Source organism: Streptomyces sp. NPDC033174, from assembly GCF_055577795.1.
The window spans coordinates 805,018-829,188 of sequence record NZ_JBVIPQ010000001.1; the positions used below are offsets into that span (position 1 = coordinate 805,018).

Below are 24,171 nucleotides of genomic sequence, written 5' to 3' on the forward strand. Positions count from 1 at the left end.
CCGCTCACCGCCCGTTGAACGCGTCCTTCAGGCGGGAGAACAGTCCTTGCTGCCCGGGCTGGAACTGGCCGGTGGGCCGTTCCTCGCCCCGGAGCTTCGCCAGCTCCCGCAGCAGTCGCTCCTGCTCCGGGTCCAGCTTCGACGGGGTCATGACCTCGACATGGACGATCAGATCGCCCCGGCCGCCACCCCGCAGATGCGTGATGCCCCGGCCGTGCAGCGGGATCGACTGGCCGGACTGGGTGCCCGGGCGGATGTCGACCTCGTCGAGCCCGTCGAGCGTCTCCAGCGGCACCTTCGTACCGAGCGCGCCCGCCGTCATCGGGATCGTGACCGTGCAGTGCAGATCGTCGCCGCGCCGCTGGAAGACCGCGTGCGGCAGCTCGTGGATCTCGACGTACAGGTCACCGGCGGGACCGCCGCCGGGGCCGACCTCGCCCTCGCCCGCGAGCTGGATGCGGGTGCCGTTGTCGACACCGGCGGGGATCTTCACGGTGAGGGTCCGGCGCGACCGCACCCGGCCGTCGCCCGCGCACTCGGGGCACGGGGTCGGGACGACGGTGCCGAAGCCCTGGCACTGCGGGCAGGGACGGGAGGTCATGACCTGGCCCAGGAAGGACCTCGTCACCTGTGACACCTCACCGCGACCGCGGCACATGTCACACGTCTGCGCCGACGTCCCGGGCGCCGCGCCCTCGCCGGAGCACGTCGTACAGACGACGGCCGTGTCGACCTGGATGTCCTTCGTCGTGCCGAAGGCCGCCTCGTTGAGGTCGATCTCCAGACGGATCATGGCGTCCTGGCCGCGCCGGGTGCGCGAACGCGGACCCCGCTGCGACGCCGTACCGAAGAACGCGTCCATGATGTCGGAGAAGTTGCCGAAGCCGCCGGCTCCGAAACCGCCCGCGCCCCCGCCGCCCGAAGCGGACAGCGGGTCGCCGCCGAGGTCGTAGACCTGCTTCTTCTGCGGGTCCGAGAGCACCTCGTACGCCGCGTTGATCTCCTTGAACCGCTCCTGCGTCTTCGGGTCCGGATTCACATCCGGGTGAAGCTCGCGGGCGAGGCGCCGGAACGCCTTCTTGATCTCGTCCTGCGATGCGTCGCGGCGCACGCCGAGAACGGCGTAATAGTCCGTGGCCACTTACGACTCCGCCAGGATCTGTCCGACGTAACGTGCCACTGCGCGTACCGCTCCCATCGTTCCGGGGTAGTCCATGCGGGTCGGTCCGACCACGCCGAGTTTGGCGACTGCCTCGTCGCCCGAACCGTAGCCGACCGCGACGACGGACGTGGAGGTCAGCCCTTCATGAGCGTTCTCGTGCCCGATTCGTACGGTCATGCCCGAGTCCTTGGCCTCGCCGAGCAGCTTGAGAAGCACGACCTGCTCCTCAAGTGCTTCCAGCACCGGCCGGATCGTGAGGGGGAAGTCGTGCCCGAAGCGCGTGAGATTGGCGGTACCGCCGATCATCAGCCGCTCCTCGTGCTCCTCCACCAGGGTTTCCAACAGGGTCGCCAGCACCGTCGAGACCGTACCCCGGTCCTCCGCCTCGAAGGACTCGGGCAGGTCCTGCACCAGCTGGGGCACGTCCGCGAAGCGGCGTCCCACGACCCGGCTGTTGAGCCGCGCCCGCAGGTCCGCCAGCGAGGTCTCGCCGAAGGGCGAGGGGCAGTCGATCATGCGCTGCTCGACCCGGCCGGTGTCGGTGATGAGGACGAGCATCAGCCGCGCGGGCGCCAGCGACAGCAGCTCCACATGGCGCACCGTCGACCGGGTCAGCGAGGGGTACTGGACCACCGCGACCTGCCGGGTCAGCTGCGCGAGCAGCCGGACCGTGCGCCCGACGACGTCGTCGAGGTCGACCGCGCCGTCGAGGAAGTTGTGGATGGCCCGGCGCTCCGGGGTCGACAGCGGCTTGACGCCCGCCAGCCGGTCCACGAAGAGGCGGTAGCCCTTGTCGGTCGGAATGCGGCCCGCGCTGGTGTGGGGCTGGGCGATGAAGCCCTCCTCCTCCAGCACGGCCATGTCGTTGCGCACGGTCGCCGGTGACACCCCGAGCTTGTGGCGCTCGGTGAGCGCCTTCGAGCCCACGGGCTCCTCGGTGCCGACATAGTCCTGGACGATGGCGCGCAGCACTTCGAGTCTGCGTTCGCTGAGCATGCGCGCACCTCCAGCTCTGGTTTCTTGTCGTCCTCTGGCACTCGCCCTGTCTGAGTGCCAGCGATTCCCTGGTCAGTGTACGGCGAGTGGGTATGCGCCGAGCAAGGGCGGGCGGCCAGCAACGCTACCGCGCGGCGGTGCGGGGTCGTTGCCGATAGCGTCGCGGTATGGACGTGCGTTGGGAAGACCACGGGTGGGAGCGGCTCGCCGAGGGGGTGGGCCGGCGACGCCTTCCCGTCTGGGACGCCACCACCGCACTCGTCGTCGGCGACGACGCGGCCCTGCTCTTCGACACGGGCTCCACGCTCCGCGAGGGGGCGGAGCTGCGTGCCCAGGCGCAGGCACTGCTCGGCGGCCGCAGGGTGACGCATATCGCACTCAGCCACCCCCACTTCGATCATGTACTCGGGACGGCGGCGTTCGCCGGGGCCCAGGTGTACGGGGCGGTGGGCATCGACGACGTCCTCACCCGCGACCGTGACGGGCTGCGGGGCTCGGCGGTGCGCCACGGGGTCACCGAGAGGGAGGCCCTCGAGGCCACCGACGTCCTGGTGCGGCCCCACCATCTGGTGTCCGGGGAATGGACCCTGGAGCTGGGACGGCGCCAGGTGCTGCTGGCCAATGTGGGGCCGGGCCACAGCGGCCATGATCTGGCGCTCCTCGTGCCGGGCCTGACCGAGGACTCCCCCGAGGTCGTCTTCTGCGGCGATCTGGTGGAGGAGTCGGGCGACCCGCAGGCCGGCGCGGACGCCATCCCGTCGCGCTGGCCGGCCGCGCTGGACCGGCTTCTCTCCTTGGGCGGTGAGGACGCGGTGTACGTCCCCGGTCACGGCGCGGTGGTCGACGCCGCGTTCGTACGCGCCCAACGCGATGAGCTGGCCCGGCGGTTCGGCGTGTCGTAGCGTCTGGCGAATGCGCAGCTACAACCCCGATCTGACACCGCCGTGGAAGAAGTCGGCCCCCGTGCCCGAGGTGCCCGCCGACGTGGATCTGGTGGTCGAGGAGGTCACGACGGGCTTCTGCGGGGCGGTGGTGCGCTGCGAGGCGGGCACGGTGACGCTGGAGGACCGCTTCGGCAAGCACCGCGTGTTCCCGCTGGAGCCGCGCGGCTTCCTCCTGGAGGGCCGTACGGTCACACTGGTCCGCCCGGCGGCACCGGCGCCGGTGCGCCCGGCCCGTACGGCTTCCGGTTCGATCGCCGTCCCGGGCGCCCGGGCCCGGGTCGCGCGAGCCGGCCGCATCTATGTGGAGGGCCGGCACGACGCGGAACTCGTGGAGCGGGTCTGGGGCGACGATCTGCGCATCGAGGGCGTGGTGGTCGAGTACCTGGAGGGAATCGACGACCTCCCGGCCATCGTCGCCGACTTCGCGCCGGGTCCGGACGCCCGCCTCGGGGTGCTGGTGGACCACCTGGTCCCGGGCTCCAAGGAGTCCCGCATCGCCGCGTCGGTCTCCGACGCCCACACCCTGATCGTCGGCCACCCGTACATCGACGTCTGGGAGGCGGTGAAGCCGTCCTCGGTCGGCATCCGCGCCTGGCCGTCGGTCCCGCGCGGCCAGGACTGGAAGACGGGCGTCTGCCGCGCCCTCGGCTGGCCCGAGAACACGGGGGCGGCCTGGCAGCGGATCCTCTCGGGGGTGCGGTCATACAAGGACCTGGAACCGCAGCTGCTGGGCCGGGTGGAAGAGCTGATCGACTTCGTGACGGCCCAGGAGATGCCCTAGCTAGTCCACCAGGTCCCGCACCACCGCGTCCGCCAGCAGCCGCCCCCGCAGCGTCAGCACGGCCCGCCCCGCCTCGTAAGGGGCGGGGTCCAGGAGCCCTTCCCTTACCGCGCGCTCGGCGGCGGCCAGCCCCGCCGGCTTCAGCAGGGACAGCTCGCACCCTTCCCGCAGCCGCAGCTCCAGCAGCACGCGCTCCACCCGCCGGTCCTCGTCCGCCAGGATCTCCCGGCCCGCACCCGGTGACCGTCCCTCCGCCAGCGCGGCCGCGTACGCGCCGGGGTGCTTCACGTTCCACCACCGCACGCCGCCGACGTGGCTGTGCGCGCCGGGGCCCGCGCCCCACCAGTCCGCGCCGCGCCAGTAGAGCTCGTTGTGCAGGCAGCGCCCGGCCTCGGTGGTGGCCCAGTTGGACACCTCGTACCAGTCGTAGCCCGCCTCGGCGAGCACCGAGTCGGCGATCAGATACCGGTCGGCGTGGACGTCGTCGTCGGTCATCGGCACCTCGCCGCGCCGGATCCGCCGCGCCAGCTGGGTGCCCTCCTCGACGATCAGCGCGTAGGCGGAGACATGGTCGGGGCCCGCGCCGATCGCCGCGTCCAGGGAGGCCCGCCAGTCGTCGTCGGACTCCCCGGGCGTGCCGTAGATCAGGTCGAGGTTCACATGGTCGAAGCCCGCCGCCCGCGCCTCGGCGACGCACGCCTCGGGACGGCCGGGGGTGTGGGTGCGGTCGAGGACCTTGAGCACGTGCTGGCGGGCGCTCTGCATCCCGAAGGAGATGCGGTTGAAGCCGCCGGCCCGCAGCTCGGCGAGGTAGGCGGGGCCGACCGACTCCGGGTTCGCCTCGGTGGTCACCTCGGCGTCCTCGGCGAGTCCGAACTCGGCGCGGACCGCGTCGAGCATCCGTACGAGATCGCCGGCGGCGAGCAGCGTCGGCGTACCGCCGCCGACGAAGACGGTACGGACGGGCCGCCGGTCGTCGCCGAGGACCTTCCGGGCGAGCCGGACCTCCTCGACGAGCATCTCGGCGTAGTTGTCCCGCGAGGCCAGCACGCCCCCCTTTCCGCGCAGCTCACTGGCCGTGTAGGTGTTGAAGTCGCAGTACCCGCAGCGGGTCGCGCAGTACGGGACGTGCAGATAGAAGCCGAGGGGCCGCTCGCCCGCCCCGCTCAGGGCGGCCGCGGGCAGCGCCCCGTCCTCGGGCATGGGCTCACCATCGGGCAGTACGGAAGGCATGGAGTCCATTGTCCGTCACCGCGCGGCTTTGTCCGTCCTCTCTCACGGCCAGGCGGTCACCGCACGACCGCCGGGGGGCCCGCCTGGAGCACCAGGAGCGCCAGGTCGTCCGCCACGGGCGCGTCCGCGAACGTGTGCACGGCCTGCCGGATCCGGTCGGCGACCGCGTCCGCCGTGAGCCCCACGCAGCCGGCGAGCGCCCGCTCCAGACCGTCCCCGTCGTCGAACATCAGCCCGCCGGAGCGCCGCTCGGTCACCCCGTCGGTGACGCACAGCAGGGTGTCCCCCGGCTCCAGGTCGAAGGTGTGGCTCTCGTACGCGACGTCACCGACGACCCCGAGGAGGATCTGCGGCTCGGCCACCTGCCGTACGGTCCCGTCCGGCCGCAGGACGAGGGGGAGCGGGTGTCCCGCGCAGGCCACGGTGCAGCGGGCGCCGCCGTCCGCGCCGAGGGGCACGACCTCGCCGTAGAGCAGGGACAGGAAGCGGGGCTGGGGCCGGTCGGGCACGTCCTGTCCGCCGGCCGCGGCGGCCATCAGGGCGGCGGCCTCGGCCGCCTCGGTCGCGTCGTCGAGAAGCAGCCCGTTGAGGCGGTCGAGGACTTCACCGACCTGGTAGCCCTCACGGGCCAGGAGCCGCAGCCAGGGCCGGGCGAGGCCGGTGACGACGGCGGCCTCGGGCCCGCTGCCCTGGACGTCGCCGAGCATGAAGCCCCAGCGGTCGCCGGTCCCGCCGGCCGGGAAGATGTCGTAGAAGTCCCCACCGGCCAGCGACTCGTCGCTGGGCTCGTAGACGACGCAGCTGTCCACGCCCGGGATCCGGGCCACCTGGCTGGGCAGCAGCCCGCGCTGGAGGACCCGGCTGATGGTCGCCTGCCGGGCGTAGCGGCGGGCGGCGCCGATGGCCAGGGCGACGCGCCGGGCGAAGTCCTCGACCAGGCTGGTGAGGTCGTCGGGTACGGGGTGCGGGCCCCGGCGGCCGAGGAGCAGGGTGCCCAGCGCGCGTCCGGCGGCGACGAGGGGGAAGGCGAGGGCGCTGCCGTCCTCGCTGTCGCCGTCGTAGGGCCAGGCCGCGGGGACCGGCCCGGCCCTCACGGGGTCGGGCACCTGCGGCGGCTCCTTGCTCAGGGCCGTACGCAGCCGCTCGGTGGCGGACTCCTCGACGTGCCAGACGCCGACGGGCCGGGGCGCGGCGCTCGCCCCCTCGGGGGCCAGCCATAACGCGCACCAGTGGGCGAGGCGCGGCACGAGCAGCTGTCCGGCGAGCGCGGCGACCATGTCCTCGTCGAGCTGTCCGGCGAGCAGTTCGGACGCCTCGGCGAGGAAGGACAGGGCGCCCCGGGCGTCCCAGCCGCTGTCCCAGCCGCCGTCCGCCCCGGCGTCCCCGGCGTGGTCGTCGTGGACATGGCCGCCGTGGGCTTCGCGCACATGCGGGACGACGACGTCGGTGCGGACCTCCGCGCCCGCGAGCGGCAGCCGGGCCCAGACGGTCTTCAGGCCGGGCCGGTAGGTGACGCCCCAGCACTCGGAGAGCGCGGCGACGAGCTGGAGGCCGCCGCCGGACTCGTGCGCGCCGAAGTCCCAGACGGCCACGGTCCGGGCGGGGTGCCGGTCGGTCACCTCGACGACCACGGCGGTGGCCTCCTCCAGCCGGAGGAGGAGTTCGACGTCCGTACCGGCATGGACGATGGCGTTGGTGACGAGCTCGTTGACGACGAGCACGGCATCGTCGGCGACCCCGTCGCCGACAGCGCCCGCGTCGCCCCACTCGGCGAGCGCGGCGCGGGCGAAGCGCCGGGCGGCGGCCGGGGTGAACGGGTCGCCGGGCAGCCCGGCGCGCACCTCGGACGACACCGGGTGAGCGGTAGCGGTCTCCCGCTGCGACGGAATGGACCTCACTGTGCGGCTCCCGATCGGCTGTGGCATAGCGCCGCGTGGACACCGACAGGGTGACAGACCGAGCCCGCTCATAAGCGCCGAGTCATCGAACTCGGCGGGGCCGTGTCAGGCGAAGGGGGCGGGGCGCAGCCGCCCCACCCCCTTCGACCTGCTACGACGTCGTGTGCGCCGGCTTGCGCCGGGTTTCTACGCCTCGCGCGATCCGGCGTACATGTCGTCGATGAGGTCCTTGTACGTCCGCTCGACGACCGGCCGCTTCAGCTTGAGGCTGGGCGTCAGCTCGCCGTGCTCGATGTCCAGGTCACGCGGGAGCAGACGGAACTTCTTGATGGTCTGCCAGCGCTGCAGGCCCTCGTTGAGCCGGTCCACATAGCCCTGGACCAGCGCTTCGGCCTTCGGGGTCGCGACCACTTCGGCGTACGTCTTGCCGCCCAGGCCGTTCTCCTCGGCCCAGCCCAGGATGGCGGGCTCGTCCAGCGCGATCAGCGCCGTGCAGTAGTTCCGGTCGGCACCGTGGACCAGGATGTTGGAGACGAACGGGCAGACCGCCTTGAACTGGCCCTCGACCTCGGCCGGCGCGATGTACTTGCCGCCGGACGTCTTGATGAGGTCCTTCTTGCGGTCGGTGATCCGCAGGTATCCGTCGGGCGAGAGCTCGCCGATGTCGCCGGTGTGGAACCAGCCGTCGGACTCAAGGACTTCGGCGGTCTTCTCGGGCAGCCCGTGGTAGCCCTCCATGATGCCGGGGCCGCGCAGCAGGATCTCGCCGTCGTCCGCGATGCGCACTTCGGTGCCGGGCAGCGGCTTGCCGACCGTTCCGGTGCGGTAGGCCTCGCCGGGGTTGACGAAGGACGCGGCGCTGGACTCGGTGAGGCCGTAGCCCTCGAGGATGTGGATGCCGGCGCCGGAGAAGAAGAAGCCGATCTCGGGTGCGAGGGCGGCCGAGCCGGAGACGGCGGCGCGCAGCCGGCCGCCGAAGGCCTCGCGGAGCTTGGAGTAGACGAGCACGTCGGCGATCTTGTGCTTGGCGGTGAGACCGAAGGACGCGGAGGCGGTGCCGGTACGGCGGAAGTTGTCCTGGGACTCCTTCGCGTACGCGCGCGCCACCTCGGCCGCCCACTGGAAGATCTTGTACTTGGCGCCACCGCCGGCCCTGGCCTTGGCGGCGACCCCGTTGTAGACCTTCTCGAAGATGCGGGGCACGGCCGCCATGTAGGTCGGCTGGACCACCGGCAGATTCTCGATGATCTTGTCGACGCGGCCGTCGACGGCGGTGACGTGCCCGACCTCGATCTGTCCGGAGGTCAGCACCTTGCCGAAGACGTGCGCGAGCGGCAGCCACAGGTACTGGACGTCGTCCTTGGTGACCAGACCGGTGGAGGCGATCGCCTTGGCCATGTACGACCAGTTGTCGTGCGGGAGCCGTACGCCCTTGGGGCGGCCGGTGGTGCCGGAGGTGTAGATGAGGGTGGCGAGCTGCTCGGAGCGGATGGCCCCGACCCGCTCCTTGACGACCTCCGGGTGCTTGTCCAGATACGCCTTGCCCCGGACCTCCAGCTCGTCGAGGGTGAGGACCCAGCCCTCGGGCTCGCCCTCGGCGGGCTCGACACCGGCGCCGTCGACGACCACGACGTGCGCGAGGTTCGGCAGGTCGCCGCGGCGCTCACGGGCCTTGGCGAGCTGGGAGGCGTCCTCCGCGATCAGCACCCGGCTCTCGGAGTCGGCGAGGATGTACGCGGACTCCTCGGCGTTGGTCTGCGGGTAGATGGTGGTGGTGGCGCCGCCCGCGCACATCACGCCCAGGTCGGCGAGGATCCACTCGACCCGGGTGGCGGAGGCGAGCGCGACGCGCTCCTCGGAGAGCACACCGAGATCGATCAGTCCGGCCGCGATGGCGTAGACCCGCTCGGCGGCCTGCTCCCAGCTGAGCGACTTCCAGTCGTCGGGTCCCTGTCCGGTGGCCGACGGGACGGGGTAGCGATAGGCCTCCGCGTCGGGAGTCCGCGCCACGCGCTCAAGGAAGAGGGTCGCCACGGAGGGCGGTCGGTTCTCGATCAAGGTTTGTGAGTCGCTCACGACATCCTCCGGGCCTGCGGGCAGTGCGGCAGAGCTGCACGAGGGGCTGGGTTGTTTAACTGGCGAGTAACCTTCGGGGCGTGATCAGGGTAGAGCGCCGTGGGCGGGTGCGTAAGGGGCTGTGGGTCGCCGCTTGATACCCGGTTCATAACGAACGGGCCCCCACGCTGTCCATGCGGGGGCCCGTTAGGTGTAGCAGTCAGACAATTGCCGCCGTTCGGCGTCCGTACTACTTCTTGGACTTGCCGCCGGCGGAGTCGTCACTGGACAGCACCGCGATGAAGGCCTCCTGCGGGACCTCCACGGAGCCGACCATCTTCATCCGCTTCTTGCCTTCCTTCTGCTTCTCCAGCAGCTTCCGCTTACGGGAGATGTCACCGCCGTAGCACTTGGCGAGGACGTCCTTGCGGATGGCGCGGATGGTCTCGCGGGCGATGACCCGGGAGCCGATGGCGGCCTGGATCGGCACCTCGAAGGCCTGCCGGGGGATCAGCTCGCGCAGCTTGGCGACGAGCCGCACACCGTAGGCGTACGCGGCGTCCTTGTGCGTGACGGCGGAGAACGCGTCGACCTTGTCGCCGTGCAGCAGGATGTCGACCTTGACCAGGCTGGAGGCCTGCTCGCCGGTGGGCTCGTAGTCCAGGGAGGCGTAGCCCCGGGTCTTGGACTTCAGCTGGTCGAAGAAGTCGAAGACGATCTCGGCCAGGGGCAGGGTGTAGCGGATCTCGACCCGGTCCTCGGAGAGGTAGTCCATGCCGAGGAGGGTGCCGCGGCGGGTCTGGCAGAGCTCCATGATCGCGCCGATGAACTCGGTCGGGGCGAGGATCGTGGCCCGGACCACCGGCTCGAACACGTCCGAGATCTTGCCCTCGGGGAACTCGCTCGGGTTGGTGACCGTGTGCTCGGAGCCGTCCTCCATGACCACGCGGTAGACCACGTTGGGGGCGGTGGCGATCAGGTCGAGCCCGAACTCGCGCTCCAGCCGCTCCCGGATGACGTCGAGGTGCAGAAGACCGAGGAAGCCGACGCGGAAGCCGAAGCCGAGGGCGGCGGAGGTCTCCGGCTCGTACACCAGGGCGGCGTCGTTGAGCTGGAGCTTGTCGAGGGCCTCGCGCAGGTCCGGGTACTCCGAGCCGTCCAGCGGGTAGAGGCCGGAGAACACCATCGGCTTGGGGTCCTTGTAACCGCCGAGCGCCTCGGTGGCGCCCTTGTTCAGGGTGGTGATGGTGTCACCGACCTTGGACTGGCGGACGTCCTTCACGCCGGTGATGAGGTAGCCGACCTCGCCGACGCCGAGACCGTCGGACGGCGTCATCTCGGGCGAGGAGACGCCGATCTCCAGCAGCTCGTGGGTGGCGCCGGTGGACATCATCTTGATGCGCTCGCGCTTGTTGAGCTGTCCGTCGATGACACGTACGTACGTCACGACACCGCGGTAGGAGTCGTAGACCGAGTCGAAGATCATCGCGCGGGCCGGGGCGTCCTTGACGCCGACCGGCGCGGGGACGTTCCGCACGACCCGGTCGAGCAGCGCGTCGACGCCGACGCCGGTCTTCGCGGAGACCCTGAGGACGTCCTCGGGCTGACAGCCGATGAGGTTGGCGAGCTCCTCGGAGAACTTCTCCGGCTGGGCGGCCGGCAGGTCGATCTTGTTGAGCACCGGGACGATGGTGAGGTCGTTCTCCATCGCGAGGTACAGGTTCGCGAGGGTCTGCGCCTCGATGCCCTGCGCGGCGTCGACGAGGAGGACGGTGCCCTCACAGGCCGCCAGGGACCGCGACACCTCATAGGTGAAGTCGACGTGACCCGGCGTGTCGATCATGTTCAGGATGTGGGTCTTGCCCACGTCCGGGCCCTCGGTGGGCGCCCAGGGCAGCCGCACCGCCTGGGACTTGATCGTGATGCCGCGCTCGCGCTCGATGTCCATCCGGTCGAGATACTGGGCGCGCATCTGCCGCTGGTCGACCACACCGGTCAGCTGGAGCATCCGGTCGGCAAGCGTGGACTTGCCGTGGTCGATGTGCGCGATGATGCAGAAATTGCGGATCAGCGCCGGGTCGGTACGGCTCGGCTCGGGCACGTTGGTAGGAGTCGCGGGCACGCAGGGTCTCGTCTCGGGGCGATGTTGGATCGATACGTAGGTTCCATGGTCCCACGGACGGGGACGGGCGCTCGGTTTGGGCCGGTCGCGGGGCGGCTGGTAATCTGGGCAGCTGTGTCTCGTGCCCTCTCAGTACGGGTCACTACCTCAAAGATCATCGAACCTGAGAAGGCTCTTTCGTGGCGAACATCAAGTCCCAGATCAAGCGGAACAAGACCAACGAGAAGGCGCGCCTGCGCAACAAGGCCGTCAAGTCGTCGCTCAAGACCGCGATCCGCAAGGCCCGTGAGGCTGTCGCCGCCGGTGACGTCGAGAAGGCCACCGTGGCTTCTCGCGCTGCCGCGCGTGCGCTCGACAAGGCTGTCTCGAAGGGCGTCATCCACAAGAACGCCGCCGCCAACAAGAAGTCGGCGCTGGCGACCAAGGTTGCCGCTCTGCAGGGCTGAGCTCCTTCCGTAACACCCCCGGCCGACCCCAGGGTCACCAGCCGGACGACTTGATCGCCGGAACGGACCAAGCGGGCCCTCTCTCCCGCTCCGCCCCGGCCCCCGGACTCGCACACGATCTGCGTTCGCCACGCGGGTGCGAGCCCACCATCTTCACGCGAACCCCGTTCTCCGCCCTTCCCCAGGGCGGGGGCGGGGTTTTTGCGTGGGGCGGTTTTGCGTGGGTGGGCGGGGGTGGCGGGACGACGGGTCGGGCGGGGGCGGGGGCCGGGCGAGGGGCGGGATGCGGGCGGGCGCGGAGGGGGCGCGACGACGGGGTCGGCCGGGGGCGGGGGCCGGGGGCCGGGGTACAGGCCGGCGCGGAGGGCCGGCGCGGCAACGGGGTCGTCGGGGTCGGCGGCCGGACGGGGCAGGACGGCGGCAAGGCCGGCTCGAAGACGGCGCCAGCGGGGCCCGGGCCGGGGCGCAGGGATGCGCGGGTGGGTGGGCAACCGCGTGAACGTGATCGGCGCCGGGTGCCGTCTCCGGCAACCCGCATCGGCGGAGGCGGCGCCCCGCACCGGCGGCGACGGCCAATCTCCGCGACACGCCACGGACGTCGGCGCGACGGCCCTACTGGTCGGGGCCGACGCCGACCCGGTCCGGGGGTCGCGTCCCCGATGAGGCGAACCCGTCGCGTTAGCGGGGGGCCGACGCCGACCCGGTCCAGGGGTCGCGTCCCCGATGAGGCGAACCCGTCGCGCTAGCGCCGGAGGCGCGCCGCCCTCACGACCGTCACCACCGCCTTCTCGAGCGCGTACTCCGGATCGTCCCCGCCCCCCTTCACCCCCGCGTCCGCCTCCGCGATGGCCCTCAGCGCCATCGCCACCCCCTCCGGCGTCCAGCCGCGCATCTGCTGCCGCACCCGGTCGATCTTCCACGGTGGCATCCCCAGCTCCCGCGCGAGATCCGCGGGGCGGCCACCGCGCGCGGAGGACAGCTTGCCGATGGCCCGCACGCCCTGCGCCAGTGCGCTGGTGATCAGGACCGGCGCGACGCCCGTCGAGAGGGACCAGCGCAGGGCCTCCAGGGCCTCCGCCCCCCGCCCCTCCACCGCGCGGTCGGCGACGTTGAAGCTGGAGGCCTCGGCGCGGCCGGTGTAGTACCGGCCGACGACCGCCTCGTCGATCGTGCCCTCGACATCCGCCACGAGCTGCGACACCGCCGACGCCAGCTCCCGCAGGTCGCTGCCGATGGAGTCGACGAGCGCCTGGCACGCCTCGGGCGTCGCCGACCGCCCGAGCGCCCGGAACTCGGCCCGGACGAACGTCAGCCGCTCCGCGGGCTTCGTCGTCTTCGGGCAGGCGACCTCCCGCGCCCCCGCCTTCCGCGCCGCGTCCAGCAGGCCCTTCCCCTTGGCGCCGCCCGCGTGCAGCAGCACGAGCGTGATCTCCTCGATGGGCGCGTCGAGGTACGCCTTGATGTCCTTGATCGTGTCGGCGGAGAGGTCGTGCGCGTTCCGCACCACCAGCACCTTCCGCTCGGCGAAGAGCGACGGGCTCGTCAGCTCGGCCAGCGTGCCGGGCTGCAGCTGCTCGGAGGTGAGATCGCGGACGTCCGTGTCGGCGTCGGCGGCGCGCGCGGCCGCCACCACCTGCTGCACGGCACGGTCGAGGAGCAGGTCCTCCTGGCCCACGGCGAGCGTCACGGGGGCGAGGAGGTCGTCCGTCGCATTCTGCTGGCTTTGTTTGCGGCTCATCGCGTTCCAGCATCCCACGGGCCACTGACACTCCCCGACGTACCGGAGAATGGGCGGGTGAGTGAACGACACGTACTGGTACTGCCCGACCGCGACGCCGCCGAGGAAGCCGCCCAGGAGCTGGGCGAGCGCTTCGCGATCGGCGAGGAGCCGCAGCTCGTACGGGACGCCCTGGCCGGTGAGGACGACGCCGAGGACGCCCAGTGGCTGGTGGTCGTGGAAGACCCGGAGAGCCGGCTCGACTCAGGAGCGCTGGACGCGTTGGCGGCGGAGTACGAGGGCTGGCTGGAAGCCCCGTAGCGGAACCGGGGACGGACGACGGGCGGGACGGGGGACGTGACGACGGTCAGTCCTCCTCCTCGCCGTCGCCGTCGGCTTCGGCCTCGGCCTCGGCCTCGGGGGCCGGCTCGGCCGGTACTTGGGACGGCACGAACCCGAAGAGGTCCCGGTAGGTCGCCAGCACCTCCTCGTCGCCGTCGAGCGTCCGCTCCGTCCGCTCGCCGTCCACCGTCGTGACGAGCTTGTGTCCGCGGAGGGTGATCCGCCCGTCCTCGGTGAGGCGCGAGCACACCGGGGCCCGGGTGAAATGCGAAGCGGGCGAGGTCCGGTGGTACCAGGCCCCGGCCTCGAAGTCGGACAGTTCGCGGGGCCGGGGCTCGAGGCGGTACTGCGGTTCTCCGTCGCGCAGTACGTCCAGATCGCCCTCGGGCGTCTCCTGGATACGGAACACGCCGCCCGGGTCCTTCTGCTCGCCCCGCACGTCGAGGGCGAGCGGGTAGTGGCTGTGGTCGCCGAAGCCCACGTCCGCGAGCCACGGGCCGGTCCCGTCGTCCGTCTCGACGCGCAGGGCGAGATGGTCGTACGGAATGCCGAGCCGCCCCTCGTCGTCGAAGCAGCGCGCCTGGAGGAGGGCGACACTGAAGCCGAGGCCCCGCAGCAACACCGCGAAGGCCCCGCCCAGTTCGTAACAGAAGCCGCCCCGAGCCGCACCGACCACCTTGTCGAGCAGCGCCTTCTCCTCCAGCACGATGGCCTCGCCGCAGTGGATCGCGAGGTTCTCGAACGGCACGGTGAGCAGATGCCGCAGATGCAGCTCGCGCAGCGTGGCGGCGCCGGGCCGGAGTGAACGAGGACGACGCGTCTCGCCGATGCGGCGGAGGTACGCCTTCGTGTCCCGGGAGGTACTCACGGCCCCAGTCTGACGTGCGCGAACCGTGCCCGTCATGCGGCCTGAGTCCTAGGACGGTTGGCCGACGACGGCAGCCGCGTACCCGGCTAGCTTGATCGTCATGACGGAACACGAGCCGGCCCGCGGCCGGGAGCGGCGAAGGCGCGACGTACTGGCCCGGCTCCACCAGGACGAGGACGTCTGGGTGGCCACGGCGTCGGCGGACGGCACACCGTGTCTCGTACCGCTGTCGTTCGTCTGGGACCGGGGCACGCTGCTGATGTGCACCAAGCGCGCCAACCCCACGGCCCTCAACCTGGCGGCGAACGCGGAGGTGCGGCTGAGCCTCGGCCACACCCGGGACGTCGTACTGATCGAGGGCACAGCGGAGTTGACGGCCGGCGCCGATCTGCCTACGGAGTCCGCGGACGCCTTCGCGGCGAAGCTGGACTGGGATCCGCGCGACCGGGACGTCTGGGTGTACGTCCGCGCCACCCCGCGCGCGGTGAGGGCGTGGCGCGAGGAGAACGAGCTGCGGGGCCGGCTGCTGATGCGGGACGGCGAGTGGCTCGAGTGAGACCGGGTCCGGCCGTGCGCCGCTCGCCGCGGCGATCACGGGGGCCTGTCCGCCAAGGTCTCTCCTTTCCGAACGGCCACGAGTTCCCGGCCCGCCCCGCTCACCGCGATCGCCCCGTCCCGGTCCGTACGCAGCACCAGCGCTCCCGCGTCGCCCAGCGCACCGACCGTCCGGGGCGACGGGTGCCCGTACGGGTTCTCCGGACCGGCCGAGACGAGTGCCAGCCGGGGGCGAACCCGCCGGAGCAGACCCTGGTCCTGGTGGGCCGACCCATGGTGGGCGACCTTGAGCACGTCCACCCGCGGGAGGGTCGGATGCGCTCGTAACAACCCCTGTTGAGCAGGCGGTTCCAAGTCGCCGAGCAGCAGGAGGACCAAACCGCCGGCGGTATGGACGAGCAGCGTGACACTGGCGTCGTTGGGACCGGCGGGCGCGTCGGCCGGCAGACCGGGCGCCGTGGGAGCGGGCGCGTCGGCCGACAGACCGGGCGCCGTGGGAGCGGGCGGCCAGAGGACCTGCCAGTCCAGTGAGCCGATCCGGCGCCGCTCGCCCGCCTGCGCCCGGATCACCGGTACGCCCGCCCTCGCGGCCGTCCTGCGGACGAACGCCGCCTGCCCCGGCGGCTCTTCGAGCGGCGACGTCTCGATGACCCCGACCGCCCGGCCCCGGAGCACACCGGGCAGACCGGCGACATGGTCCGCGTGGAAGTGGGTGAGCAGCAGCAGGGCGACGCGCCGCACTCCGAGGTCGCGCAGACAGGCGTCGACGAGCTCCGGCTCGGGCCCGGCGTCCACGACGACGGCCGTGTCGCCGTCGGCCGCCAGCACGGTCGCGTCCCCCTGACCGACCTCGCACATCGCGAACACCCAGTCCGGCGGCGGCCAGCCGGTGACGATTCGGGTGAGCGGCGCGGGCCGTGCCACCACGAGCAGCAGGACCACGGCGCATCCGGCCGCGATCCAGGGGCGGTGCGGTATCCGGCGGACGGCGAGCAGTACGAGGCCCGTGGCGGCGGCCAGCAGCAAGCCGCCCGGCCAGTCACCGGGCCAGTCCACCTCCGCGCCGGGCAGGGCGGCTCCCGCCCGGGCGATGGCCGCGATCCACCCGGCCGGCCATCCCGCGCACGTCGCGAACAGCTCGGCCACCGGCATGGCCAGCGGCGCGGTGCCCAGCGCGGCGAACCCGAGCACCGTGGCGGGAGCGACGGCGAGTTCCGCGAGGAGGTTGCAGGGGATCGCGACCAGGCTGACTCGGGCGGCGAACACCGCGACCACCGGCGCGCAAACGGCCTGCGCCGCGGCGGCCGCCGCCAGCGCCTCCGCGATCCGGGGCGGCACCCGGCGCCGTTGCAGCGCCGCGCTCCAGCGGGGCGCGATCGTGAGCAGTGCGCCCGTCGCCAGTACGGAGAGCAGGAAGCCGTAACTCCTCGCCAGCCAGGGGTCGCAGAGCACCAGCAGCAGCACGGCGGCCGCCAGCGCCGGGATCAGCGACCTGCGGCGTCCTGTGCCGATCGCGAGCAGGGTGATCAGTCCGCAGGCGGCCGCCCGCAGAACACTCGGATCGGGCCGGCAGACGATCACGAAGGCGAGGGTGAGTCCGCCGCCGAGCAGTGCGGTGGCCCGCAGTGAGATGCCGATTCGCGGCGCGAGACCTCCGCGTTCGGCTCTCAGCGCGGTGGAGGGTGTCCCGATCAGCAGCAGAAGGACCACGGTGAGGTTGGACCCGGAGACCGCGAGGAGATGAGTGAGGTCGGTCGCTTCGAACGCGTCGCGCAGCTCGGGCGGGATCCGTGAGGTGTCCCCCACGACGAGGCCGGGCAGCAGGGCGCGGGCGTCCGGATCGAGCCCCTCGGTCGCCCGGTGGAGCCCGGCGCGGAGGTCCCCGGCCGTGCGTTGCAGCAGGCTCGGCGGCGCGGTGACGGTGGGCGGCTCGGCTCCCCGCACTCGCAGGACGGCCGCATAGGGATCCCCCTCCCGCCGCGGGGGTGCCAACCGCGCCTTCACGCGCAGGCCGGTGGAGGGAAGCAGCCGCCGCCACTCCTCGCGTGCGCCGGGCGGCGCGAGCAGCAGGACGGGTGCTCGTGTCCGTGTCACGGCCCCGTCGGGCGCCTCCACACCGGTCACCTCGGCGTCCAGGACGATCGTTTCCGGCACCGAGCGGTCCCCGCTGACGCGCGGCCGGGTTGTGCGCGGGTCGGAGGTGACCGTCACCTCGGCGGTCACGGTCGCGTAGGCGCGGGCCAGCCCCGGAAGCGGCCCGCGACGCAGGTCGGCCGCGTGCAGCCCGGCGGAGGCCGCCGCCGCCGCGGCGCAGAGCAGCACCCCCGCGCACGCGGTGGCGTTGATCCCACGCACCCGTCTGCGCGCCGCCCCTTGTCCGGCCTCCGGAACCACCCACCACCGGAGCCGGTTCCGGCTGCCCGCGCCCCGACCAGCCCTGTCCCCCACGCCCAAGCCCCGACCGGCCAGATCTCCGTCACCTGTGCCGCGACCGCCCACGGCCCGACCAGCCCTGTCACCCATCGGGCCCCGACCGGCCGAATCCCCGTCGCCCACGGCCCGGCCGGCCCTGTCCCCCACGGCCAAGCCCGGATCGGCCATAGCCCCGTCGCCCACGGCCCGGTCAGCCCCATCTCCCACGGCAGCGCCCCTGCCACGGCCCCGCACGCCGTCCCTCGCGACCGGCAGCAGCAACAGGACCGCTGCCGTCACGCACGCCAGGACCCCGATCAGGGCCGACCACCCGGACGCGCCCAGGGCCAGGGCTCCCGCTCCCCAGGCCGCCAGCGCGGGCGGGACCAGGCGCAGATCGGCCGGGGCCTCCTGCCGCGGATCGGCGGCACCGAGCGGATGGCGGGGCGCGGTGCGAACAGCCGCGCGCGTCATGGCCGTACGCGGGTCTGGAGGTCCGCGAACCGGCGGTCGCCGATCCCGTTGACCTCGCGCAACTGGTCGACCGAACGGAAACCTCCGTGCTCGGTCCTGAAGTCCACGATGTGCTGGGCCAGTACGGGGCCCACTCCGGGCAGGGTGTCCAGCTGTTCCACCGTGGCCGAGTTGAGGCTCACCGGCCCGGCCGGTCCTCCCGCGCCGGCGGTGTTCGGATTGCCGCCCGGGCCGGTGCCCCCGGCCGCCACGGGAAGGCCGACGACGACCTGCTCCCCGTCCGTGAGGACCCGGGCCCGGTTGAGACCGGTGAGGTCCGTGCCCGGCCGGACACCGCCCGCCGCCCGCAGAGCGTCGGCGACCCGGGCCCCGCCCGGCAGCCTGAGCACCCCCGGCCGCCTCACCTTCCCGCTCACATCGACCACGACGGGCGGCGGCCCGGCCGCAGCGGTGGTGGAGGGGAAAGCGCCCGGGCCGGTGGCCGCCGACGGCGCCAGGCGTACGACATCGGGCGCCCGGACGGGCTCCGGGCGCCCGGCCCAGAAGTACCTCCCGGCCGAGCCGGCGGCCACGACGAGCACAACCGCCAACGCGGCCAGGGTTTTTGGTTCCATCCCGCACCTGAGCCGCACCCACAGCGGCAACCGCTCCTGCAGCGCGAACCGGGCCCGCTCCCGCCACCCCGGCTCCGCCACCTCCGGCCCTCCCCCGCGCCCGGCGTCCGGCGCCTGCCCCGGTACGTCCGAGGGTGTTGCGGCCGAGCGAGGACCCGGCCCGCCCTGCGGCGGCGCGGTCCCGGCCGTATCAGCGGGTAACTCCTGCGCGTCGTCCCGCGAAGGTGCCATCGCCCCCGCGAAAAGGGCCTCGGCCCGCCTGCGGGACGCGACCGCGGCCGCCCCTGCCAGGTGTCTCCTCCGGGCCCCGCGCCGCGTGCGGGCGCCGGTGTGCGTACGGACGTCGGAGCCCGGTGCGCGACCGGGGCCACTGGTTGCGAAATGTGTGCGAAGAGCCATGCCGAGGACGGTAGAGATCTCCACGAGAACCCGCTGAGCAGGCTCAATTTCCGTGGACAACCCCCCGCTTGTGGATAACTCCGTCACTCGCGTGAGTGAACGACTCTCTCACCGAGGCGAGACGACAACGGCCAGGAGTCCTGGTCCGGTGTGCGCTCCGATCACCGCGCCCACCTCGCTCACGTGCAGTTCCTCGATCCCCGGCACCCGATCGCGCAGCCGGTCGGCCAGCGCCGCCGCCCGGTCCGGCGCGGCGAGATGGTGGACGGCGATGTCCACCGGGCTCGCGCCCGCCCGCTCGGCGGCGATCTCCTCCAGCCGGGCGATCGCCCTCGACGCCGTCCGCACTTTCTCGCGCAGCTCGATGCGGCCGCCGTCCAGTTCGAGCAGAGGCTTCACGGCGAGCGCCGAGCCGAGCAGCGCCTGGGCGGCTCCGATGCGGCCGCCCTTGCGCAGATAGTCCAGGGTGTCGACGTAGAAGTACGCGGACGTCCCGGCGGCCCGCTTCTCGGCCGCGCTCACGGCCTCGTCGAGCGTCCCGCCGGCGTCGGCCACCTCGACGGCCGCGAGCGCGCAGAATCCCAGCGCCATCGCGATCATTCCGGTGTCCACGACCCGCACGGGCACGGGGGCGCCCTTGGCCGCGAGCACGGCCGCGTCGTAGGTTCCGGAGAGCTCGGACGACAGATGCAGTGAGACGATGCCGCTCGCTCCGGCCTCGGCGGCCGCGCGGTAGGCCTCCGCGAACACCTCGGGGCTCGGCCGGGATGTGGTCACGGACCGTCGCTTCCGCAGCGCCTGCTCCAGAGAGCGGGCCGAGATCTCGGTGCCCTCCTCCAGGGCCTGGTCGCCGATGACGACCGTCAGGGGCACCGAGGTGATGCCGTGCCGGGCCATCGTCTGCGGCGGCAGGTAGGCCGTGGAATCGGTGACGATCGCGACATGGCGGGACATGAGCGGGAGGTTACCCGCCACGGCGGCCGGACGGCAGCCCGGCCCCACCACAAGCGGTGGCCGGGGTCAGTTCGTCGTCTCGGGACGGGCCGACTTCTGCCACGGGTGGACCGGCTGCTGACGGGGGTCGCGGGCGGTGATCGCCTGGGGCCCTTCCGTCTTCCCGGCACCGGACTCCCGCCCGGCTTCCGCGCCCGACCCGGCGGTCCCCGGCGCGTGCTCCGGTTCCGCCGGCCATGCCTGCTCCGCCCCCGGCGCCGCCCCTCCGGCCTCCGGCCACGAGAACCCGCCAGAAGCCGAGGAGCGGGACGAAGCCGAGGAGCTCGAGCCTCCCGTGACGCCCGCGGAAGCACCCGACGCGCCCGAACCCCGCGACGCGCCCGCCGCGCCCGAATCCCCCGCCGCGCCCGAAGTCGCCGAGAACCCCGGCGCCTCCGCGAGACGCCGCTCCTCAGGCCGGTCCCAGTGCCGCAGCGCCCCCGCCTCGACATCGATCTGGGCGCTCAGGGACGCCAGCTCGTCGTCGGCGAACCTGCGCGCCCGGTCCCGAGCGGCCCACCGCAGCGAGTCCGCGGAGTGGGTGATCCGCTCCGCGCGCTCCCGCACGTCGGCGAGCACCGCGGCCACCCCGGACCGGTCCGGCTCCCGCTCCAGACGCTTGAGCTCCTCGTCCAACTCCAGACCGTGCGCGCTCAGTCGCCGGAAGAGATCGAGCGACTCCTTCAGCGAGGCGTCCTCCGCCACACCGGCGTGCAGCGCCTCCTGCGTCGCCCGCATCGACGTCCGCAGGGAGAGTCGCAGCTGCGCCAGCTCGCCCGCCGCACCGCCCTGACCGAAGCTCTTGGCGCGCAGCGTGGTGTCCTCGACGGTGCGCCGGGCGTGGGTGATGGTCCGGTCGACGCCGCGCTTGGCGGCCTTGACTACCTTCACCGTCGCGTACACCCCCAGCGCCACGAACGCGACGAAGAGCAGCGCCATGATCACAATCGCGGCTTCCATGAACGCCCCTCCGGCATCGGGTGTGGTCCTTCCACCGTAAACGGAACGGGCAGGCCGAGGGTTCCATCGGAACCCCCAACCTGCCCGTAGGGGAAATCCCCAGTGCCCGGTCCGCGCCCGTTACGCGGGCACGATGTTCACCAGCTTCGGCGCGCGCACGATCACCTTGCGGATCCCGGCGCCGTCCAGCGCGGCCACCACGCCCGCGTCACCCAGCGCCAGCGCCTCCAGCTCCGCGTCAGTGATCGACGGGGAAACCTCCAGACGCGCCTTGACCTTGCCCTTGATCTGCACGACACAGGTCACGGTCTCGTCCACGACGTACGCCGGGTCGGCGACCGGGAAGTCCTCGTGGACGACCGACTCCGTGTGCCCCAGCTTGCGCCACAGCTCCTCGGCGATGTGCGGGGCCAGCGGCGCGACCAGCAGCACCAGCCGCTCGGCGACGGACTTCGCCACCGGGCCGCCCGTCTTGGTCAGGTGGTTGTTCAGCTCGGTGACCTTGGCGATGGCGGTGTTGAAGCGCATCGCCTCCATGTCCTGGCCCACGCCGTCGATCGCCTTGTGCAGGGCACGCAGGGTGTCCTCGTCCGGCTCGCCGTCGACGACGGTGGCCTCACCGGTGGACTCGTCGACGATGTTGCGCCACAGCCGCTGCAGCAGCCGGTACTGACCGACCACCGCGCGCGTGTCCCACGGCCGCGACACGTCCAGCGGGCCCATCGCCATCTCGTACAGGCGCAGGGTGTCCGCGCCGTACTCGGCGCAGATCTCGTCCGGAGTCACGGCGTTCTTCAGGGACTTGCCCATCTTGCCCAGGACCCGGCTGACCTTCTCGCCCTGGTACCAGAAGCCGCCGTCCCGCTCCTCGACCTCGGCGGCCGGTACGGCGATCCCGCGCGCGTCCCGGTAGACGAAGGCCTGGATCATGCCCTGGTTGTACAGCTTGTGGAACGGCTCGGCCGAGGAGACGTAGCCCAGGTCGAACAGCACCTTGGACCAGAACCGGGCGTACAGCAGGTGCAGTACGGCGTGCTCGGCGCCGCCGACGTACAGGTCCACACCGCCGAGCGGCTGCCCCTCACGGGGACCCATCCAGTACTGCTCGATCTCCGGGTCGACCAGCTTGTCGCTGTTGTGCGGGTCCAGGTAGCGCAGCTCGTACCAGCAGGAACCGGCCCAGTTCGGCATGGTGTTGGTCTCGCGCCGGTAGCGCTTGGGGCCGTCGCCCAGGTCCAGCTCGACGTTGACCCAGTCCTCGTTGCGCGACAGCGGGGTCTCCGGCTGGGTGTCCGCGTCGTCCGGGTCGAAGGTGCGCGGCGAGTAGTCCTCGACCTCCGGCAGCTCCAGCGGCAGCATCGACTCGGGCAGCGCGTGCGCGACGCCGTCCTCGTCGTAGACGATCGGGAAGGGCTCGCCCCAGTAGCGCTGCCGGCTGAACAGCCAGTCGCGCAGCCGGAAGTTGACCGTGCCCTCGCCGATGCCACGTGCGGACAGCCACGTGGTGATCTTCGCCTTGGCCTCGACGACGCCCAGGCCGTCCAGCGAGATCTCGTCGTTCGCCGAGTTGACCAGCTTCGCGTCGTACGAGGAGAAGGCGTCGTCCCAGGTCGAGGGGTCCGTGCCGCGGTCGTCGGACGGCTGGACGACGCAGCGCATCGGCAGCTCGAAGGCGCGCGCGAAGGCGAAGTCGCGGGCGTCGTGAGCGGGAACGGCCATGATGGCGCCGGTGCCGTAGCCCATCAGCACATAGTCGGCGATGAAGACCGGCACCTGCTCGCCGCTGACCGGGTTGATCGCGTACGCGCCGGTGAAGACACCGGTCTTGTCCTTGGCCTCGGCCTGTCGCTCGACGTCGGACTTGGAGGCGGCCTGCTTGCGGTAGGCGGCGACGGCGTCCCCGGGGGTCGCGTGCCCGCCGGTCCACACCTCGTGGGTGCCCTCGGGCCAGACCGCCGGGACGATCTTCTCGACCAGGTCGTGCTCGGGGGCCAGCACCATGTAGGTCGCGCCGAACAGCGTGTCCTGGCGGGTGGTGAAGACGGTGATCGCGTCGTCGCCGACGGCGAAGTCGACGCGGGCGCCCTCGGAGCGGCCGATCCAGTTGCGCTGCTGCAGCTTGATGGCCTCGGGCCAGTCCAGCGCGTCCAGGTCGTCCAGCAGGCGGTCCGCGTAGGCGGTGATGCGCATGTTCCACTGGCGCAGCTTGGCCTTGAAGACGGGGAAGTTGCCGCGCTCGGAGCGGCCGTCGGCGGTGACCTCTTCGTTGGCCAGGACGGTGCCCAGGCCGGGGCACCAGTTGACGGGCGCGTCGGAGGCGTAGGCCAGGCGGAAGCCGCCCAGGACCTCGGCGCGTTCGTTCGCGGTCAGCTCGCTCCACGCGCGCGTGCCGTGGCCGGGCACCGGGCGCTCACCGCTCTCGAACAGGGCGATCAGCTCGCTGATCGGACGGGCCTTCGCGGCCTCGTCGTCGTACCAGGAGTTGAAGATCTGCAGGAAGATCCACTGGGTCCACTTGTAGTAGTCCGCGTCGATCGTGGCGAACGACCGGCGCTTGTCGTGGCCCAGACCCAGCCGGCGCAGCTGGACCTTCATGTTCTCCATGTTGGCCTCGGTGGACACGCGCGGGTGCGTGCCCGTCTGCACGGCGTACTGCTCGGCCGGCAGCCCGAAGGCGTCGAAGCCGAGGGTGTGCAGCACGTTGTGGCCGGTCATCCGCTGGTGGCGGGCGTACACATCGGTGGCGATGTAGCCCAGCGGGTGGCCGACGTGCAGGCCCGCGCCCGAGGGGTACGGGAACATGTCCATGATGAACTTCTTGGGGCGCGCGACCACCGCGGCGTCGCCCGCCAGATCGCCCTTGGGGTTGGGCGCCTCGTAGGTCCCCTCGGCGTCCCAGAAGTCCTGCCAGCGTGCCTCGATGTCGGCGGCCATGACCGCCGTATAACGATGCGGGGCCACTGCCTCAGCAGCCGAATTCATCTCGCTCATGATCCTTGAAGCTCCATCGATCGTCTCTGCCTGCTGCCCGGTCATTCCACGCGGTTGACGAAATGAAAAATCCCCTCGCACAGGAGGGGACGCCGCGCCGATTCCGATCGGATCTCTCATCCGTCGGGACTGATCAGCGCGGCTCGCTAAGCAGAAGGCGTACGGCACGCATGGCGTCAGGGTACCGCAGGCCCCGCACGGGCCGCATC

Annotated in this window: 18 protein-coding genes; 5 read left to right on the top strand and 13 right to left on the bottom strand. The window is 72.2% G+C overall.

Features of this window, described 5'->3' with window-relative positions; translation table 11 throughout:
* Nucleotides 1-4: 4 nt before the first annotated feature.
* Nucleotides 5-1,141, bottom strand: a complete 1,137-nt coding sequence (gene dnaJ / locus ACZ5VC_RS03785) for a molecular chaperone DnaJ (protein WP_468705788.1) — start codon at nt 1,139-1,141, stop codon at nt 5-7.
* Entirely contained in the window at nt 1,142-2,158 is a 1,017-nt protein-coding gene (gene hrcA / locus ACZ5VC_RS03790) for a heat-inducible transcriptional repressor HrcA (protein ID WP_469118482.1), read from the bottom strand. It abuts the gene before it with no gap.
* 167 nt (nt 2,159-2,325) lie between these two features.
* Between hrcA and ACZ5VC_RS03795 the strand changes: the two genes are divergently transcribed.
* Together ACZ5VC_RS03795 and ACZ5VC_RS03800 are read left to right on the top strand one after the other, a co-directional pair.
* Nucleotides 2,326-3,060 carry an MBL fold metallo-hydrolase gene (locus ACZ5VC_RS03795; RefSeq protein ID WP_469118483.1) on the top strand — a complete coding sequence of 245 codons (735 nt, stop codon included), beginning with the start codon at nt 2,326-2,328 and terminating at the stop codon, nt 3,058-3,060.
* A gap of 10 nt (nt 3,061-3,070) precedes the next feature.
* On the top strand, nt 3,071-3,883 hold the full coding sequence (locus ACZ5VC_RS03800; protein WP_469118484.1) for a DUF3097 domain-containing protein: 813 nt from the start codon (nt 3,071-3,073) through the stop codon (nt 3,881-3,883).
* Here ACZ5VC_RS03800 and hemW read toward each other — a convergent pair whose 3' ends face one another.
* The 4 genes from hemW to lepA form a co-directional block, all read right to left on the bottom strand.
* Nucleotides 3,884-5,125 (bottom strand): radical SAM family heme chaperone HemW, encoded by a 1,242-nt coding sequence (gene hemW, locus ACZ5VC_RS03805; RefSeq protein WP_469118485.1) that lies wholly within the window; start codon nt 5,123-5,125, stop codon nt 3,884-3,886. It abuts the gene before it with no gap.
* 47 nt (nt 5,126-5,172) lie between these two features.
* Nucleotides 5,173-6,969: a SpoIIE family protein phosphatase gene (locus tag ACZ5VC_RS03810; RefSeq protein ID WP_469118486.1), complete on the bottom strand. Its 1,797-nt coding sequence runs from the start codon at nt 6,967-6,969 to the stop codon at nt 5,173-5,175.
* Nucleotides 6,970-7,200: 231 nt separating this feature from the next.
* Entirely contained in the window at nt 7,201-9,090 is a 1,890-nt protein-coding gene (locus tag ACZ5VC_RS03815; protein WP_469118487.1) for an AMP-dependent synthetase/ligase, read from the bottom strand.
* A gap of 229 nt (nt 9,091-9,319) precedes the next feature.
* Nucleotides 9,320-11,191 (bottom strand): translation elongation factor 4, encoded by a 1,872-nt coding sequence (gene lepA / locus ACZ5VC_RS03820; protein ID WP_469118488.1) that lies wholly within the window; start codon nt 11,189-11,191, stop codon nt 9,320-9,322.
* 179 nt (nt 11,192-11,370) lie between these two features.
* On the opposite strand from lepA, the gene rpsT reads away from it, so the two are divergent.
* Nucleotides 11,371-11,637, top strand: coding sequence for a 30S ribosomal protein S20 (rpsT, locus tag ACZ5VC_RS03825; protein ID WP_266965826.1), 267 nt, complete (start codon nt 11,371-11,373; stop codon nt 11,635-11,637).
* Nucleotides 11,638-12,379: 742 nt separating this feature from the next.
* On the opposite strand, the gene holA is transcribed toward rpsT, so the two are convergent.
* Complete coding sequence (holA, locus tag ACZ5VC_RS03830; protein ID WP_469118489.1) at nt 12,380-13,375, bottom strand: DNA polymerase III subunit delta; 996 nt, start codon at nt 13,373-13,375, stop codon at nt 12,380-12,382.
* 57 nt (nt 13,376-13,432) lie between these two features.
* Between holA and ACZ5VC_RS03835 the strand changes: the two genes are divergently transcribed.
* Nucleotides 13,433-13,675: a hypothetical protein gene (locus ACZ5VC_RS03835; protein WP_468705811.1), complete on the top strand. Its 243-nt coding sequence runs from the start codon at nt 13,433-13,435 to the stop codon at nt 13,673-13,675.
* A 46-nt stretch (nt 13,676-13,721) separates the two neighbouring features.
* Here ACZ5VC_RS03835 and ACZ5VC_RS03840 read toward each other — a convergent pair whose 3' ends face one another.
* Complete coding sequence (locus ACZ5VC_RS03840; protein ID WP_469118490.1) at nt 13,722-14,600, bottom strand: arylamine N-acetyltransferase family protein; 879 nt, start codon at nt 14,598-14,600, stop codon at nt 13,722-13,724.
* 64 nt (nt 14,601-14,664) lie between these two features.
* Between ACZ5VC_RS03840 and ACZ5VC_RS03845 the strand changes: the two genes are divergently transcribed.
* Entirely contained in the window at nt 14,665-15,120 is a 456-nt protein-coding gene (locus ACZ5VC_RS03845) for a pyridoxamine 5'-phosphate oxidase family protein (RefSeq protein WP_469118491.1), read from the top strand.
* Between the two features lie 35 nt (nt 15,121-15,155).
* On the opposite strand, the gene ACZ5VC_RS03850 is transcribed toward ACZ5VC_RS03845, so the two are convergent.
* From ACZ5VC_RS03850 to leuS, 5 genes are all read right to left on the bottom strand, one after another.
* Complete coding sequence (locus ACZ5VC_RS03850) at nt 15,156-17,720, bottom strand: ComEC/Rec2 family competence protein (protein WP_469118927.1); 2,565 nt, start codon at nt 17,718-17,720, stop codon at nt 15,156-15,158.
* Nucleotides 17,721-18,001: 281 nt separating this feature from the next.
* Entirely contained in the window at nt 18,002-18,700 is a 699-nt protein-coding gene (locus ACZ5VC_RS03855) for a ComEA family DNA-binding protein (protein ID WP_469118492.1), read from the bottom strand.
* Between the two features lie 426 nt (nt 18,701-19,126).
* Complete coding sequence (locus ACZ5VC_RS03860) at nt 19,127-19,972, bottom strand: DegV family protein (protein ID WP_469118493.1); 846 nt, start codon at nt 19,970-19,972, stop codon at nt 19,127-19,129.
* 66 nt (nt 19,973-20,038) lie between these two features.
* On the bottom strand, nt 20,039-20,971 hold the full coding sequence (locus ACZ5VC_RS03865; protein WP_469118494.1) for a hypothetical protein: 933 nt from the start codon (nt 20,969-20,971) through the stop codon (nt 20,039-20,041).
* Between the two features lie 120 nt (nt 20,972-21,091).
* Nucleotides 21,092-23,962 carry a leucine--tRNA ligase gene (gene leuS / locus ACZ5VC_RS03870; protein WP_469118495.1) on the bottom strand — a complete coding sequence of 957 codons (2,871 nt, stop codon included), beginning with the start codon at nt 23,960-23,962 and terminating at the stop codon, nt 21,092-21,094.
* Nucleotides 23,963-24,171: the final 209 nt, after the last annotated feature.